The 14,739-nt window shown below is 74.1% G+C and carries 15 protein-coding genes; 8 read left to right on the top strand and 7 right to left on the bottom strand.

Annotated elements, in window-relative coordinates:
- Positions 1 to 161 precede the first annotated feature (161 nt).
- On the bottom strand, positions 162 to 1,463 hold the full coding sequence (locus ABZ805_RS17515; RefSeq protein WP_358440964.1) for an ArgE/DapE family deacylase: 1,302 nt from the start codon (positions 1,461 to 1,463) through the stop codon (positions 162 to 164).
- 57 nt (positions 1,464 to 1,520) lie between these two features.
- Here ABZ805_RS17515 and ABZ805_RS17510 point away from each other — a divergent pair, with 57 nt between their 5' ends.
- The 3 genes from ABZ805_RS17510 (at position 1,521) to ABZ805_RS17500 (ending at position 3,001) form a co-directional block, all read left to right on the top strand.
- Positions 1,521 to 1,982, top strand: coding sequence for a universal stress protein (locus ABZ805_RS17510; RefSeq protein ID WP_224957948.1), 462 nt, complete (start codon positions 1,521 to 1,523; stop codon positions 1,980 to 1,982).
- A gap of 133 nt (positions 1,983 to 2,115) precedes the next feature.
- Positions 2,116 to 2,319, top strand: a complete 204-nt coding sequence (locus ABZ805_RS17505) for a hypothetical protein (protein ID WP_224957946.1) — start codon at positions 2,116 to 2,118, stop codon at positions 2,317 to 2,319.
- Between the two features lie 82 nt (positions 2,320 to 2,401).
- Positions 2,402 to 3,001 (top strand): pentapeptide repeat-containing protein, encoded by a 600-nt coding sequence (locus ABZ805_RS17500; protein WP_358440961.1) that lies wholly within the window; start codon positions 2,402 to 2,404, stop codon positions 2,999 to 3,001.
- 89 nt (positions 3,002 to 3,090) lie between these two features.
- Here ABZ805_RS17500 and ABZ805_RS17495 read toward each other — a convergent pair whose 3' ends face one another.
- Complete coding sequence (locus ABZ805_RS17495) at positions 3,091 to 6,318, bottom strand: glycohydrolase toxin TNT-related protein (RefSeq protein ID WP_358440958.1); 3,228 nt, start codon at positions 6,316 to 6,318, stop codon at positions 3,091 to 3,093.
- A gap of 597 nt (positions 6,319 to 6,915) precedes the next feature.
- Between ABZ805_RS17495 and ABZ805_RS17490 the strand changes: the two genes are divergently transcribed.
- The 4 genes from ABZ805_RS17490 to ABZ805_RS17475 all read left to right on the top strand — a co-directional run bounded on the left by ABZ805_RS17490 (position 6,916) and on the right by ABZ805_RS17475 (position 10,022).
- Positions 6,916 to 7,809, top strand: coding sequence for an MFS transporter (locus ABZ805_RS17490; protein WP_358440956.1), 894 nt, complete (start codon positions 6,916 to 6,918; stop codon positions 7,807 to 7,809).
- On the top strand, positions 7,806 to 8,759 hold the full coding sequence (locus ABZ805_RS17485; RefSeq protein WP_358440953.1) for a DMT family transporter: 954 nt from the start codon (positions 7,806 to 7,808) through the stop codon (positions 8,757 to 8,759). The genes ABZ805_RS17490 and ABZ805_RS17485 overlap by 4 nt, the downstream gene beginning before the upstream one ends.
- A 44-nt stretch (positions 8,760 to 8,803) precedes the next feature.
- Positions 8,804 to 9,655, top strand: coding sequence for a bifunctional methylenetetrahydrofolate dehydrogenase/methenyltetrahydrofolate cyclohydrolase (locus tag ABZ805_RS17480; protein WP_358440951.1), 852 nt, complete (start codon positions 8,804 to 8,806; stop codon positions 9,653 to 9,655).
- A 70-nt stretch (positions 9,656 to 9,725) separates the two neighbouring features.
- A complete protein-coding gene (locus ABZ805_RS17475) occupies positions 9,726 to 10,022 on the top strand; it encodes a DUF3017 domain-containing protein (RefSeq protein ID WP_358440948.1) in 297 nt (98 codons plus the stop codon).
- A 165-nt stretch (positions 10,023 to 10,187) separates the two neighbouring features.
- On the opposite strand, the gene ABZ805_RS17470 is transcribed toward ABZ805_RS17475, so the two are convergent.
- Entirely contained in the window at positions 10,188 to 11,030 is an 843-nt protein-coding gene (locus ABZ805_RS17470) for a DUF4253 domain-containing protein (protein WP_358440945.1), read from the bottom strand.
- Positions 11,031 to 11,147: 117 nt separating this feature from the next.
- Positions 11,148 to 12,170 carry a zinc-binding dehydrogenase gene (locus ABZ805_RS17465; RefSeq protein WP_358440942.1) on the bottom strand — a complete coding sequence of 341 codons (1,023 nt, stop codon included), beginning with the start codon at positions 12,168 to 12,170 and terminating at the stop codon, positions 11,148 to 11,150.
- A gap of 97 nt (positions 12,171 to 12,267) precedes the next feature.
- On the opposite strand from ABZ805_RS17465, the gene ABZ805_RS17460 reads away from it, so the two are divergent.
- Positions 12,268 to 12,948: a TetR/AcrR family transcriptional regulator gene (locus ABZ805_RS17460; protein WP_358440939.1), complete on the top strand. Its 681-nt coding sequence runs from the start codon at positions 12,268 to 12,270 to the stop codon at positions 12,946 to 12,948.
- A gap of 35 nt (positions 12,949 to 12,983) precedes the next feature.
- Here the strand turns inward: ABZ805_RS17460 and ABZ805_RS17455 are convergent, their stop codons facing one another.
- The 3 genes from ABZ805_RS17455 to ABZ805_RS17445 all read right to left on the bottom strand — a co-directional run bounded on the left by ABZ805_RS17455 (position 12,984) and on the right by ABZ805_RS17445 (position 14,596).
- Positions 12,984 to 13,181: a DUF1918 domain-containing protein gene (locus ABZ805_RS17455; protein WP_358440936.1), complete on the bottom strand. Its 198-nt coding sequence runs from the start codon at positions 13,179 to 13,181 to the stop codon at positions 12,984 to 12,986.
- Positions 13,182 to 13,247: 66 nt separating this feature from the next.
- Positions 13,248 to 13,649: a hypothetical protein gene (locus ABZ805_RS17450; protein ID WP_358440934.1), complete on the bottom strand. Its 402-nt coding sequence runs from the start codon at positions 13,647 to 13,649 to the stop codon at positions 13,248 to 13,250.
- 113 nt (positions 13,650 to 13,762) lie between these two features.
- The gene (locus tag ABZ805_RS17445; protein ID WP_358440931.1) at positions 13,763 to 14,596 is read right to left on the bottom strand and encodes a metal-dependent hydrolase; all 834 of its coding nucleotides are present in this window, start codon (positions 14,594 to 14,596) and stop codon (positions 13,763 to 13,765) included.
- Between the last annotated feature and the right edge of the window lie 143 nt (positions 14,597 to 14,739).

Genomic DNA, 14,739 nt, shown 5'->3' with positions numbered 1-14,739 from the left:
CAGGCGAAAACGCTGTCCTCGCGAGAATCCCGCTGAGAACCCGCGGGTGGTCCTGCTGCGTGCGTGGTCTCCGCTCAGCGGCTTCGCCGCTGACAGGAAGACGGCACGGCCCGCCGGGAGGAACAGGTGGTGACGTGTCCGACCCGGGGCGGGTGCGTTGCTCAGCCGGCCGGTTCGCAGTGGCGGAGGGCGAGCAGCACGTAGCTGCGGACCGCCTGCTCCAGGTCGGCGAGCGGGACGTGCTCGTCGTGCGCGTGCGCGTAGCGGATGTCGCCGGGCCCGTACTGCAGCGTCGGCACCCCGGCGGCCGCGTACAGCCGCAGGTCGGTGCCGTACGGGGCGCCGAGCACCCGTGGCTCCGCGCCACCGGCGTCGCGGATCGCGCCGCGGGTCTCGGCCAGCAGCGGATGCCCCTGCGGCAGCCGGCCGGAGGCGAACACGCCGCCGGGCCAGCTGACCCGCACCGGGTGCTCGGCGAGCCACGGGTCGACGGCGCAGGCTGCGGAGACGGCCGCGGTGAACTGCGCTTTCGCGGTGTCGAGGTCCTCGTCCAGCCGCACCCCGTACCGGCCTTCGGCGACGGCGAGGTCGGGGACCGTGCTGGCCCAGTCCCCGGCGCGCACCACGCCGACCGACAGCGGGTACGGCAGGTCCAGGTGCGCGACCAGCGGGTCCGGGTCGGCGTTGCGCTCCGCCTCCAGTTCCCGCAGCGCGGGCAGCAGCGCGGCGAGCCCGTCGACGGCGTTCACCCCGCGCAGCCGGGTGGAGCCGTGCGTGCTCTGCCCGGGCACCTCCAGCCGGAAGGTGAGCGAGCCGCCGTTGGCGGCGACGACGTCGCCGCCGCTGGGTTCGGCGAGCACGACGGCCTGCGCCCGGTGCCCGCGGCGCAGCGTCGCGAAGGCGCCGAGCCCGCCGTCCTCCTCGCCGACGACCGCGTGCACCCCGACCGGCCGCCGCAGCGGGATGCCCGCGGTGCGCAGCGCCTCCAGGGCGCCGAGGAACGCCGCGATGCCGCCCTTCATGTCGCAGGTGCCGCGCCCGGCGGCGACGCCGTCGTGCACGCGCAGCGCGTACGGGTCGCGGTCCGGCCAGCGGTCCAGGTCGCCGGGCGGCACCACGTCGGTGTGCCCGCAGAACACCAGCGCCGGTTCCCCGTCGCCTGCGACGCCGACGCAGCCGTGCGCCACGTCCCGCTCGACCTCCTGCCCGGGGAACCCGGGCTGCGCGGCGAGGTCGTCGAGGTCGATGCGCCAGTGGTCCACCCGGTGCCCGAGCCCGCGGAGCCGGTCGGCGCACCACTGCTGCGCGTCCTGCTCGCCGCGGGTGCCGCCGACGCTGGGGATGGCGACGAGCTCGCGCAGGTCCCGCAGCACCCCGTCGAGGTCGACGGCGTCCAGCGCGGCCCGTTCGAGGTCGGTGCGGGCGGGTTCGCGGTGCTCAGTGCCGCTGCGCGAGGTGGTCACGACCCGAGTGTGGCGCATGGTCGTCAGCGGCTGAAGGGCTGCTACTACCATTCCGGCGTGGCCGAGGGCGACAAGATCGAGCGCGAGTTCGAGATCGGGAAAGACGGGCTGGGCGGCATCGTCGTGGGCATGGACGGCAGCCCCGCGAGCTTCCACGCCGCCTCGTGGGCGGCGGGACTGGCCCGTCGCGAGCGCGCGCGCCTGGTCCTGGTCTACGTGGAGGCCGTGGGCGGCGTCGCCTACTGGTCCCCGATGGGGGTGGCGGTGGCCAGCGAAGCCGCCGAGAGCCTCGTCGAGGAGTTGAAGAAGGAGGTCGTGGCGCACCTGCGCTACATCGACATCGACTGGGACTTCGTGCACCACCGCGGTGATCCGGCCGTGGGCCTGGAGCAGGTGGCCGAGCAGTACCGGGCCGACCTGATCGTGGTGGGCCGGTCCCGGCGCCGCGGCGGCCTGCTGGGCACGGTGCCCGCGACGTTGGTGGTGGAAGCGGTGCGACCGGTCGTCGTGGTCCCCTGATCATCGTCACCGCTATTAATTGAAAATGCGATCGTTTCGCTGTTAGTGGTGCCGATTCCGCCGAATGGTGGATGTGCGAATGAGCGCGTTGATCGGGCGTCACCACCGGCCCATCCGTGTGAGGATGGCGGGCATGAGCGAGGACGGGCCCGGATTCGAGGAAGGGCCGAACACCGTGTGCTTCACCTGCGCCGGTTTCCGGAAGGTGAGCGAACCGCGGTTGTACGCGATCCAGGCCACCCGGGAGACCGAGACGGGCATGTCGATGGGCGAGTGGCGCAGCTGCCCGCACTGCGGCGGATCAGGCAGGTTGCCGGGGTTGCAACCGCCGAGCTGAGCAGCTCGGTGCACACTCCCGCCGTGGTCCCGGCAGCCGGGTGCCGCCGGCGCGGTCGGTGCTTTCTGCGAAGCTGAGCGGTATGCCAGAGGATCTGCGCGCCATCGGCGAGGACTTCTCCGACGCGGTGCTGACCGGTGCGGAATGGGATGGCCGCGAATTCGCGCACTGCGATTTCACCGATGCCGACCTGGGTCTGCTGCGCGCGCGGAACTGCGTGTTCACCGAATGCACCTTCACCCGCACCGATCTCGCCGAGTCGCGGATTCGGGCGTGCGCGTTCCGGTCCTGCCGGTTCGACCGGGTGGTGCTGCGCGATTCCCGGTGGGAGGGGTGCAGCCTGCTCGGTTCGTCCTTCGTGGACTGCAGGCTGCGGCAGTGGAAGCCGGGGGAGACGGACCTGACCCTGGTGGGGATGGGGCGCGCCGACCTGCGCGGGCTGGACCTGCGCGGCGTCCGGTTCCGGGAGGCGAACCTGAGCGAGGCCGACCTGCGCCGCTGCGACCTGCGGGACGCCGACCTGATGGGGGCGCGGCTGCTCGGCACCCGGTTCGAGGAGGCCGACCTGCGCGGCGCGGTCGTCGACGCCGACGGGCTCGCGCAGAGCGTGCTGGCGGGCGCACGGGTGGACGTGAACACGGCGCTGGCGTTCGCCGCGGCCAAGGGCCTCCGCATCGACTGACCGGCCTGTTCGCGGGTGGGCGGGAGGCCGACAAGAAGAACCGGCACCGCCGCGGGGGCGATGCCGGTTCCTCGGTCCTGCGCTGAGCCTCACTCCATCGGCGGGCGCTGGGCGTCCCCGATCTCCTGGAGGGTGCCGTCGGCGACGAGGTCGCTGATCGAGCCGGGCAGCACGTAGGCCGTGCCCCCGCCGGGCTGCTCGAACCACGGCACCGCGGTGCCGCGCAGCGCCTGCAGGGGCCGCTGGACGCGGAACGCCGCGTACCCGCGGGTGGCCCACTGCGGCGGCAGCGACCGCTGGTTGTACGGCGTGTGGACCGCGTAGGTCACGTTGCCTGCCGGGTCGCCGAAGCGGTCCAGCTCGGTGCCGGGCTGCAGCACGAGGTTGCGGCGGTCCCGGTACAGCGTCAACGGCGGTTCGCCGCGCAGCGGCTGGATGTTCCCGGTCGGCTGCTGTTGCTGCTGCGGCGGGTGCGGCTGCTCGCCGGGGCCGTTCTGCGGCGGGCGCTTGATCGGCCCACCGGGCCGGCCCTGCGGTTCGCCGGGCGCCTGGCCCTGCGGGCCCGGTGCCTGCCGCGGCGGTCCGGCCATCCCCGGCCCGGACGGGCCGGGACGCCGGTCGGCGCCCCCGGTCGGGGCGGCGCCGGGGCCGCCGTGCGGACCCTGCGGGCCGGGCGCACCCGGGCGTCCCGTCTGGTCCTGCTCGGGGCGCGGGCCGCGCTGCGGCAGCGGCGGGTTCGCCGGGCCACTGGGACCGGCCTGCGGGCCCTGCGGTGCCGGGCCCTGCGGGCCGGGCTGCTGGGCCTGCGGGTTCTGCTGGGCCGGGGGCTGCGCCGGGTTCGGCCCTGCCGGGTTCTGCGCCGCAGCGTTCGGGCCCGCCGGGTTCTGCGCCGCAGGGTTCTGCGCCGCCGAGTTCGGGGCGAAGCCGTTCGGCGCCGAGCCGTTCACGTTCGGCATCGGCTGGAAGCGGGTCGCCTCCGCGTCCGGTGCCCCGGTCTGGAACCCGCCCTCGTCCACGGCTTCCTGCTCGGAGTCCTGGTTCGCGGTGAACAGGAAGTGCCCGCCGGTGCCGGATGCGGGCTGGCGCTGCGCGGGCTCGGCCGGTGCGCCGCGCCGCGGCAGCTCGCCGAGGGGGGAGCGCTGGTCGGCGCCGTCCGCGGTCTCCTGCTCCGGCGCCTTGAGCTCGGCCTGCCCGCCCTCGGTGACCTGGGATCCGGCGGCGTCGACGGCGGGCTGCCCCTCGGAGGACTGGGCCTCGAAGCCCTGCGCCTCGAAGCCCCGCGAGCCGAAGCCCTGCGCTTCGAATCCCTGGGACTCGAAGGACTGCGCTTCGAACGGCTGCGCTTCGAACGGCTGGGACTCGAACGGCTGCGCTTCGGCGGCGGGCGCCTCGGCCCGGGCATCCGCGGTCTCCCGGGCCGCGCGGTCACCGCGCTGGGGGAGTTCGGCGCCCTCGTCCACCCGCTGGTCGGTGAACAGGCCGGCGGCGGAGGACTCGGGCGTGCTGCCGAACGCGGCGAACCGCTCCGAACGGCCCTGCTCCACCTCGGACCCGTCCGCGCCGTCGAGCTCGGTGGCTTCCGGCTCGCGAGCGGGCTCCGGGACCTCCGGTTCCGGCAGCGAGCTCCGCCGCTGGTCCTCGGCGGCGGGCAGCGGTTCGGTGCTGGACAGCAGCAGGCTGCCGAGCAGGAACGCCGCCGCCTGGTCGGCGTGCTCGAAGTGCACGTCGCCGTGCAGGTCGTCCTCGCCCGCGGTGACGACCCAGCCGGGCTCGTCGCGCAGCAGGCAGCGGGCGTCGGGGGAGTGGCTGCCGACGCGGTACTCGTCGCCGGCCACGCCCAGCTCGGTGAGCCGGTCGTGCAGCCGCGCCAGCACGGCCTGCGTCTCGTCGAGGTCCTCGTCGACGCCGCTGCCGAGGCCGTGCCGCGACCCGGACTCCTCGGCCGCGTCCTCGTCCAGGCCGAGCCCGGCGGGTGCCTGGTCGACCGGTTCCTCGTCGTGCGTGATCAGCGGGAGCCCGGCGTCCGGTGCGGACTGCTCGGCGGGCTTCTCGCGGCGACCGAGCACCGGGGTGCCCGGTTCGAAGGCCGTCTCGGGCTCCTCGCCGTGCGTGATCAGCGGCGGTTCCTCGGCGGGAGGCTGCTCGGCGGGCTTCTCGCGGCGGCCCAGCACCGCACCGCTCGACTCGAACGAGGCCTCGTCCCGCCAGGTGTCGCCGGACCGGTCGATCTCGGTCGGTTCCGACGGCGTGGGCAGCTGCACCGCGAAGTCGTCGGCGACGCGCGGCGTCTCGCCGGTGGCCTGCTCGTCGTACCCGGAGTCGTCGTGCTCGGGCTGGTCGAACAGTTCGCGCACCGCGGCGTCGCGGGTGCGGTCGTCCACCTCGACGAGCGCGAAGCGGCGCGAGCGGATGTGCTCGACCAGTTCCGGCTGCGGCGGCACGCCGTACTGCATCAGGTAGTAGGGGACCGCGCCCGGCCAGACCCACGTCCCGTCGGTGTGCCAGGTCGAGGGCACCGAGGCGGGGGCGTTCGGATCGAGCAGGTCGTCGTCGTTGTCGCGGGACGCGAGCACGATCGGCGCGTTCTCCAGGTAGTGGCGCAGCGCGCCGACCTCGTCCTGGGGAACGGGCGCGCGGGTCGCGACCAGCGGGCGGCCCTGGTCGTCGAAGTCGTCGAAGACCAGCGCAGTCCGGAAGTACGCGTCCGAATCGTCCGATGTGGAGGGTTCGGGGGCGAGCGCGGCGGGCTCCGGTTCGCGCGGCTGCTCGGCGCGGTGCGAGTCCCGGCGGGGCAGCGCGGGCGCGGCCTCCTGCTGCGCGGCCTGCGGGGCCTGCTGCTGCGCGGGCTCCGGCGGCTGGGCGGCGGGTTCGGCGGGAGCGGTCGCGCCGTCCAGCTTCTCCCGCATCCAGTCCGGCACGTTGTCGTCGGTGCGCGGGTAGCGGCGGAGCTCGTCGACGTACGCGGCGCGCGGCAGCGGGCGCTGCCACTGCGGCTCGGCGTCGAAGTTGATGTCGATGCGGTAGCTCGACGGCCGCTCCACCACGTAGAGCGCGCTGAGCCACGTACCCACGTCGGGGCGGTACATGCCTTCCCGCAGGTGCTCGAAGATCCCCCACAGCTCTTCGGGCGGCTCCCACGGTTCGGTGCCACCGTCCTGGGCGGCGACCTCCCCGAGCAGATCCTGGTACTCGCCCGTGGCGCGGTACTCGACCGTGATCTGCTGCCAGTCCTCAGGTGCGGCCTGCAACAGCAGGACGCCGATCCTGCGGGCTATCTGTTCCTGCTCTTCCGGACTGATCGCTGTCGGACGCGACATGGGTGACATCCTCCCCCTCTCAACCGGGCCCACCGACCCCGCCCCGCGAAAACGCTACTCGAAGGGTCGTTCGTGGTGTGTCGTCCCGGGTGAGTTCGGTGCAGTGGTTCGGCGCCGTGGGCGCGGCGGTGATCATCGGGTGGGTCGTTCCGAGCTCCAAAGCCTGCCTTGTGGACGTCCGGAGCGACATCACACCACCAGGTGTGATCCGCCGTACGAAAATCGCTGGCCGTTGCGGACGTCGACCGGCACAGTGAACCGCGTGCTGCGCCCGTACCTGTTGTTGGCCCAGGTTCCGCATGCGTTCGCGCTGCTCGGCGCAGGTTTGCTGGCTCGATTGCACCAACCGGCGATCAACTTGGTGCTCACGTTCCTGATCGCGGACCGCACCGGTTCTTACACGGCCGGTGGTGTGATCGGCGGCTCGATCACCGTCGGTCAGGCCGTGGCGGGTCCGCTGCGCGGCCGGACTGCCGACCGCGCGGGACCCGGCAGGGTGCTGCTGATCACGGGCTTCGGCTACGGGCTGGGGCTGGGCGCGATCGCGCTGCTGGCGGGCCGGACGGCCTGCTGCCCGCGGAGTCGTGGTGGTTGCTGGTGCCCGTGGCGTTCGCCACGGGGTTGTCGTTCCCGCCCGCCGGCCAGGTGGGGCGGGCGGTGTGGGTGCGGATCGCGGACGGCCCGGCCCGGCAGGCCGCGTTCGCGGTCGAGGCCACCGCGCAGGAGCTGCTGTTCGTGATCTCCCCGATACTCGCCGCGTTCGTCGTCGCCGCGCAGGGCGCGTTCACCGCGACGGTGTGGTGCGGGGTGGTCGGCGCGGCCGGGGCGGTCGTGTTCGCCTTCGTGCTGCGCCGGGCCGGGATCAGCGCGGTGCCCGCGGCGGAGCGGCGGGACGTCGCCGAGCCGTTGTTCGCCGCCCGCGGGTTCGCCCTGGCGCTGGCGTTCACCTGCCTGATGATCGCCGGGGTGATCTCGGTCGACCTGCTGATGGTCGGCTGGGCGCGGGACCGCGGCACCCCGGAGCTGGCGGGCTACCTGGCCGCGGTGTGGGCGGTCGGATCGCTGATCGGCGGGCTGCTGCTGGGCGCCTCGTCGCGGCGACCCCGGCTGTGGCTGCGCGGTGCGCTGGTGGCCGCGGGGGTGGCGGCGCTGGTGCCGGTGCTGCCGCCGGTCGCCGATCCCGGATCGCCGTGGCTGGTGAGCGCGGTGCTGCTGGTGGGCGGCCTGGCGATCGCGCCGATGTTCGCGGCGAACAACGCGCGGGTCGGCGAACTCGCCCCGGAGGGCAGGCGGGTGGAGGCGTTCGGCTGGCTGGCGAGCGCGGGCATGGCCGGGGCCGCGCTCGCGGCCCCGCTGACCGGGGCGCTGCTGGACGCGTCCGGGCCCGCGGCGGCCGCGGCGGCGGGGACCGCGTTGGCGCTGGCCGCGGTGTGCCTCGCCGCACATCCGAGCGTGCGGGCGCGCTCCCCGGAGGACACTCCCGTCCCGTGAGTGCTCAACCTTCCGCGACCCGCGGCCGAGCCCTCGGCATGGCCGGTGCCGTGCTGGTCGGGGTGGTGCTGTCGGTGCAGTCCCGGCTCAACGGCGCGCTCGGCGCGCAGCTCGGGGACGGGCTCGGCGCCGCGCTGATCTCCTTCGGCTCCGGGCTGGTCGTGCTGCTGCTGGCCACCCCGTTCCTGCCCGTCGCGCGCGCGGGCCTGCGCGCGGTGGTGATGGCCCTGCGCGGCGGCGGCCTGCGCTGGTGGCAGTGCCTCGGCGGCGTCGCGGGTGGATTCCTCGTGTTCGGGCAGGGGCTCTCGGCGGCGGCGCTGGGCGTCGCGCTGTTCACCGTCGCCGTCGTCGCCGGGCAGGTCGGCAGCGGGCTCGTCGTGGACCGGATCGGGCTCGGGCCCGCCGGGCCGCAGCGGGTGACGGCGCCGCGCGTGGTCGGGGCGGCGCTCGCGGTGGTCGCCGTGCTGGTCGCGGTGTGGGAGGAGCTGACCGGGTCCGGCGCGAGCTGGCTGATCCTGGTGCCCGCGCTCGCCGGGATCGGCGTGGCCTGGCAGCAGGCGGTGAACGGCCGGGTGAAGCAGACCGCCGGGTCGCCCGCCTCCGCCGCGGTGATCAATTTCGGGGTGGGGGCGACGGGACTGCTGCTGGCCTGGCTGGTGGAGGTCGCGGTGCGCGGCCTGCCCGGCCCGCTGCCGCCGCAGCCGTGGCTGTACCTCGGCGGAGTGCTCGGCATCTTCGTGATCGGCGGTGCGGCCGCGCTGGTGCACCGCACCGGGGTGCTGGTGCTGAGCATGGGCATGGTCGCCGGGCAGCTGTTCGGGGCGCTGCTGCTGGACCTGCTGGTGCCCGCACCCGGCACCGGCGTGCCGCTGACCACGGTCGTCGGCGTCGCGCTCACCTTCGTCGCGGTCGCCGTCGCCTCGCTGCCGGACCGGTTCGCCCGAGCATGATCCCGCCGGACCCGCCGGGCCCGCGTCTGCCACGATGAACAACCGTGAGCGCCACGATCCTGGACGGCAAGGCCACCAAGAACGCGATCTACGAGGAGCTGCGCGGCCGCGTCGCCGCGCTCGCCGCGCGCGGCGCCACCCCCGGGCTGGGGACCGTGCTGGTCGGCGACGACCCGGGTTCCCAGTCGTACGTGCGCGGCAAGCACAACGACTGCGCGAAGGTCGGCATCGCCTCGCTGCGCCGCGACCTGCCCGCCGACAGGACCCAGGCCGACCTGGAGGCGGTGCTCGACGAGCTCAACGCCGACCCGGCCTGCACCGGCTACATCGTGCAGCTGCCGCTGCCCGCGCACCTCGACGCCGGTCCGCTGCTGGAGCGCGTCGCCCCCGACAAGGACGCCGACGGGCTGCACCCGATCAGCCTCGGCCGCCTCGTGCTCGGCGAACCCGCGCCGCTGCCGTGCACCCCGCGCGGCATCGTGGAACTGCTGCGCCGCCACGACGTGCCGCTGGACGGCGCGCACGTCGCCGTCGTCGGCCGCGGCATCACCGTCGGCCGCCCGCTGGGCCTGCTGCTGACCCGCCGCGACGAGAACGCCACCACGACCCTCTGCCACACCGGCACCCGCGACCTGGCCGATCTGGTCCGCACCGCCGACGTCGTGGTCGCCGCCGCCGGGCGCCCGAACCTGATCACCCCCGACATGGTGAAACCGGGCGCCGCGGTGCTCGACGTCGGCGTCACCCGCACCGAGGACGGCGTCGCCGGGGACGTGCACCCCGACGTCGCCGAGGTCGCGGGCCACCTCTCCCCGAACCCCGGCGGGGTCGGGCCGATGACCAGGGCGATGCTGCTCACCAACGTCGTGGAAGCGGCGGAGCGCCATGTCGCGTGACGGATCGGACGGCTCCCGCGGGCTCGGCTCTACGATGACCCGGCAGTTCGGGCAAGCGTGGGAGGCCGGCATGAACGAACGCTTCGGGGACCGGGCGAAGTGGGCGGTGCACGTGCCGTTCGCGCTGGTGCTGCTGGTCGCGGCGATCGGGTTCCTGCGGATCGCGATGCACGCGTGGCGGGAGGGCTCGATGCTGCTGAGCCTCGCGCTGCTGCTGGCGGCGGCCGCGCGGGCGTTCTTGTCCCGCGAGCAGGTGGGGCTGATCGCGGTCCGCTCCCGGAAGGTGGACCTGATCCTCTACGGCGGGTTCGGCTTCGTCCTGCTCGCCGTGGCCGTCACCATCGTCGGCGGCCCGCTGGACTTCTGAGGTCGATCTTCCGCTCGCCTCGCGGAGGGGTGCGGTGGCGGGATCTTCCTCCCGAGCGGCTCCGCCACGAGGGGACTCGCGCGAAACCCGCTGGTGGTCCCGTTGCTCGGGTGGTCGCTGCTCAGCGGCTTCGCCGCCGACCGGACGAAGGCGGGGCGGGCCCGCTCACTCCCACCAGAAGGACCAGGTGCGGCGGCCGCGGATCTCCCGGGCGTAGGAGGCGATGCTGCCCGCGTCCTGCAGCACCCGGTCCGGGCAGAACGCCCAGTGCTCCGCGGCCACCGCGGTGGCGTGCGCCGGGTCCTGCGGCGGCGCCGCGACGCTCACGTCCAGCCGGTCCGGGCCGAGCCGCAGCAGCCGCGCCCCGAACCGGTCCTCCCAGCTGCGCAGCAGCGCGGACATGCCCGCGGTGCGGGACACGTGGTTCGACGCCCCGGACCAGCCGAGCACGGTGAGCGCGTCGGCCCCGCGCCGCACCGGCACCAGCCCGAGCCGCGTGTCCTCGTCGACGAACCGGGCGGCCTGCTGGTTGGCGAGGATGTCCGCGTCGGCCAGCAGGTTCCCGGCGGGCGCCAGCTCGGGGCAGTTCGAGTCGAACGGCGCCAGCGAATCCATGTCGTAGGCGGGTCCGAGGTCGTCGTCGGCCCGGCACAGCCCGTCCCAGATCCGCAGCATCACGTCCTCGGCCCGCCACAGGTCGATGTGCTCCAGCGGTTCCGGGGGCACGACGCCGACGGTGCACCGGCTGCCGTAGGTCTCGGTGTCGTCGCACAGCAGCAGCGGCCACAGCCCGGTGCGCCGGTGGTCGGCGCGCAGCGCCCCGAGCAGCCGCGGCGCGGGCCGGTCGAAGCTGATCCAGCACAGCGGCGGCTCGTCCCCGGTGGCGCGGGTGGACTGCTCGGTGAGCAGTTCGCCGTCGGGGAGCGGGACGGAGGGGGCGATTCCGGAGGCCCTGGCGAGCAGCTCGGAGAGGTCGGCAGGGATCTCGGTGGCCTGGTCGTCGTCCAACTCGTCACCGCCTCCTCACCTGACGTCACGCCGCGCCCACCCTAATCAGGGGTGCCGGGCGGCCGGTGAACCTGCCGCCTTTTCGTGATCCGCACGGCGGTGGCGGCAGGCCCGCGCTCACGGCAGCAGCACGATCTTGCCGGTGGACTTCCCCGATCGGTGCAGGTCGAGGGCGTGCGCGGCGTCCGACAGCGGAATGCGGTGCGAGATCAGCGGGTGCAGCTCACCGCCGGCGAGCAGCCGCAGCAGTCCGCCGAGGTCCGCGCGGTACCGGCCGTCGGGCCGCACGTAGTACATGCTCGCGCTCCGGCCGCCGGTGCGGCCGAGGCGGCGCCGCACCTCCCACCCGGCGAGCTGCCGCGCGATGTCCAGGTGCGGTCGCCACGACGCGGAGGTCTCGTCGATCGTGTCCGCGCTGCCGTAGCTGACCAGCTTTCCCCCCGGTGCCAGGAGTTCCCAGGAACGACGGAGGCTGTCGAGGCCGATCGGGTCGAACACGGCGTGCACCCCGCCGGGCGCGAGTTCGCGCACTCGCCGGGCGACGTCCTCGGTGCGGTGGTCGACCAGGTCCGCGCCGAGTTCGCGCAGCGCGTCGTGCCGGTGGCCGGAGGCGGTGCCGATGGCGCGGATCCCGGCGAGCCGGCACAGCTGCAGCAGCGTGGCGCCGACGCCGCCGCCCGCACCGTGCACGAGCACCACGTCTCCGCTCCGGACCCGGGTGCTGCGGTGCAGCAGTTGCCACGCGGTGACGCCGTTGGTGATCAGCGCGACGGCCTCGTCGGCGGGCACCCCGTCCGGGACGACGACCGCGGAGTTCGCGGCGATCTCCGCGTAGTCGGACCACGCGCCGGTGCGCGGCATCGCGGCGATCCGCTGCCCGGGTCGGCACGAGGTGACCCCCGCGCCGACGGCGACGACCTCGCCGACGAGGTCGTATCCCGGCACGAAGGGGAAGGCGGGTTGCATCGGATAGCGCCCGGACAGCATCTGCACTTCGGCGAACGAGACTCCGGTCGCCTCGACCCGGACCAGCACCCGCCCTCGGCCGGGGTGCGAACGGCGGGTGTTCCTGCTGGTCAAGACGTCTTCTGGCGCGCCGATCCCGGTGAGCACGAGTTCGCGGCCGGTGTTCTCGTCCATGGTCCACTCCTGAGTGACAAGCATTAGCGGGTGTTAGAAGTTCTAACAAAAGAGTGCACCTGTTACGATCGCCTTGTCAATCCGGAGGGGAGAGCGCATGGCCGAGCAGGTCCGCAGTCCGCGGGAGCGCTACCGGGACCAGAACCGGACCGAGGCGAAGCAGGTCGCGCTGGAGCAGCTCGCCGAATCCGGCCCGGCGGGCATCTCCGTGAACGCCATCGCGAAGCGCATGGGGGTCACCGGCCCCGCCCTGTACCGCTACTTCGCGAACCGGGACGCGCTGCTCAGCGCCCTGATCGTCGACGCCTTCCGGGACCTGGCCGAAGCGGTGGAGGGGGCCGCCGAGCGGCATCGGAAGAAGGCGCCCGCGGGGCGGTTGCGGGAGATCGCGCTGGAGTGGCGCGGGTGGGCGCTGGCCCAGCCGCACCGCTACCTGCTGCTGTTCGGCACCCCGGTGCCCGGCTACGCGGCGCCGGAGGAGACCTACGACCTCGCCGACCGCGGGATGCGGCCGCTGCTGAGCGTGTTCGCGGAGCTCGCGCCCGCCGACCTGCCGCCGAGCCGAACCGCGCTCGACCGGCAGCTCACCGCGTGGCGCGCCGAGCGGGCGGGAGGGGAACCGGCGCCGCCCGCCGCGCTGCGGCGCGGGGTGCTGGCCTGGACCCGGCTGCACGGACTCATCAGCCTGGAGGTGCAAGGGCAGTTCGCCGGGACCGGAGTCGATCCCGAACTGCTGTTCCGCGCGGAGCTCGACGCGCTGCTCGCCGAGCCCTGGTAGGTGCCGCCCGCGCACCGGACGGCACCCGTCCGCGGTCAGGCCTCCGGCACGCGCCGCGGTTCGACGATGCAGTCGGGACCCGGGTAGACGAGCCGCTCGTGCCCGTCGTCGAAGCGCACCAGGTACGGCGGGGCGCCCGCCGTGCCGCGCACCTCCAGGATCAGCCCGGTGCGGTCGGTCTCCTCGACCGTCCGGCTGTGCACGTGCAGTTGATCGCCGATGGTCGCTCGCATCACGCTCACCTCCACGTCCAGGCTAGGGCCGGGGAGGCGCGGTTCGCAGGTCGCTGACCTGCGCGATCATCCGGTGATGTCGGCGCAGGCGTCGGCGACGGCGGCGGTCTTCTCCAGGTGCTGCTGCGACCAGTTGAGCCCGTTCTGCAGGGTGATCTGGCCGGTGGCGACCTGGTCCAGGGAGGCCTGCACGTCGAGCAGCCGGTCCTGCAGGTCCGCGTCGCCCACGCGCTGCGCGAGCGCGCTGATCTCGTCGGCCTTGGCGCGGGCGTCGTCCTGCGCCCGGTCCAGGTCGGCGAGGTTCGGGGTGTAGCCCGCCGCGTCGACCGCGTCCATGCAGGCGCCGGCCTTGTCCAGTCCCCGCTGGGCCTGACCCAGCCGTTCCTGGCCTTCCTGGAGCTCCCCACACCCGGCGAGCACCGGCAGCACCAGCGCCGCCAGGACCATGAGCTGCCGACCGGCTCGCATCGATCTCCCCCGCGGTTCGTCGGCGCCCGCGCGCCACCTGCTCTTCACCCTATCGAGCGACTCGTGCCGTGGTGGGCGTTTTGCGTCACTTCACGCGCTCGGCGCAACGGGGTTCAGGGTCGCGGGGTCAACCACTTCATGATCTCCGGCGGCAGGTCCAGCGTCGCGATCCACGGGGCGGCGCCGACCCGGTAGAGCACCACCGCGCCCAGCACCACCGCGACGATCGTCAGGGCGGGGCCGACCAGCACCATCTCGACCTTGCCCCCGGTGCGCATCCGCATCGTCTTCGGCGGCGCCACCGGGTACCAGGTCTGGCCGTCCAGCGGGATCGGCCACAGCATCGGGCAGCCCTGCTCGGTGATGGCGTCGCCGAGGAAGTGCATGACGCAGCCCAGGATCACCGCGACGCCGAGCGCCGCGGCCTCCGTCCCCTGGTCACCGGTCCACGCCCAGCAGGCGACGGTGAGCGCCAGCGAGGCCACCGTGATGAGCAGCGCGTCCCGCCGCGGGTTCCAGGTGTGCATGATGCCGCGCACGGCGAGCCCGGCGAAGGTGAACATGAGCACGCCGATCGCGATCGAGCTGGTGCTCTGCACGATGGCGGTGGTGATCAGCCCGGCGAGGACGGCGAACACGACGGTGTGGGTGAACCCGCGGTGGGTGCCCTCCCGGTCGCTGTCGTGCTTGGTGCGGGTGAGCCGGTACAGGAACCCGCTGATGCCGCTGAACATCGCCGACACGCCCCGGGACAGCGAGCCGAAAGTGCTGGCCACGGTGGATTTGGGATGGTCGATGTCGGGTAGTAGAGCGGCACCGGACGCGAGCGTGGCGCCGACGACCCACGTCTTCGGGGACAGCTGTCCGATGAGGTGCTGGTCCGCGAGCGCGGTCACCGCCGCCCAGGCGGCCAGTCCGCTCATGGCGTGCGTGGGTCCTGTCGACAATGCCGCCTCCCCGTGATCGTGGACCCCGCGAGCCTAGAAGGTGATCTCCCGCCGGGTGGTCGGGTGGGCGTTTTCGTCTCAGGGCGGTGTCGCGGGAGCCGGGGCGGGGGCACAATCGATACCGATAGCAGTACGCTTGTACC

The sequence above is a fragment of the Saccharopolyspora sp. NPDC047091 genome (assembly GCF_040643635.1).
Lineage (GTDB): Bacteria > Actinomycetota > Actinomycetes > Mycobacteriales > Pseudonocardiaceae > Saccharopolyspora_C.
The sequence above is the reverse complement of the archived record's forward strand: the minus strand, read 5'-3'. Positions and strand labels throughout refer to the sequence as shown.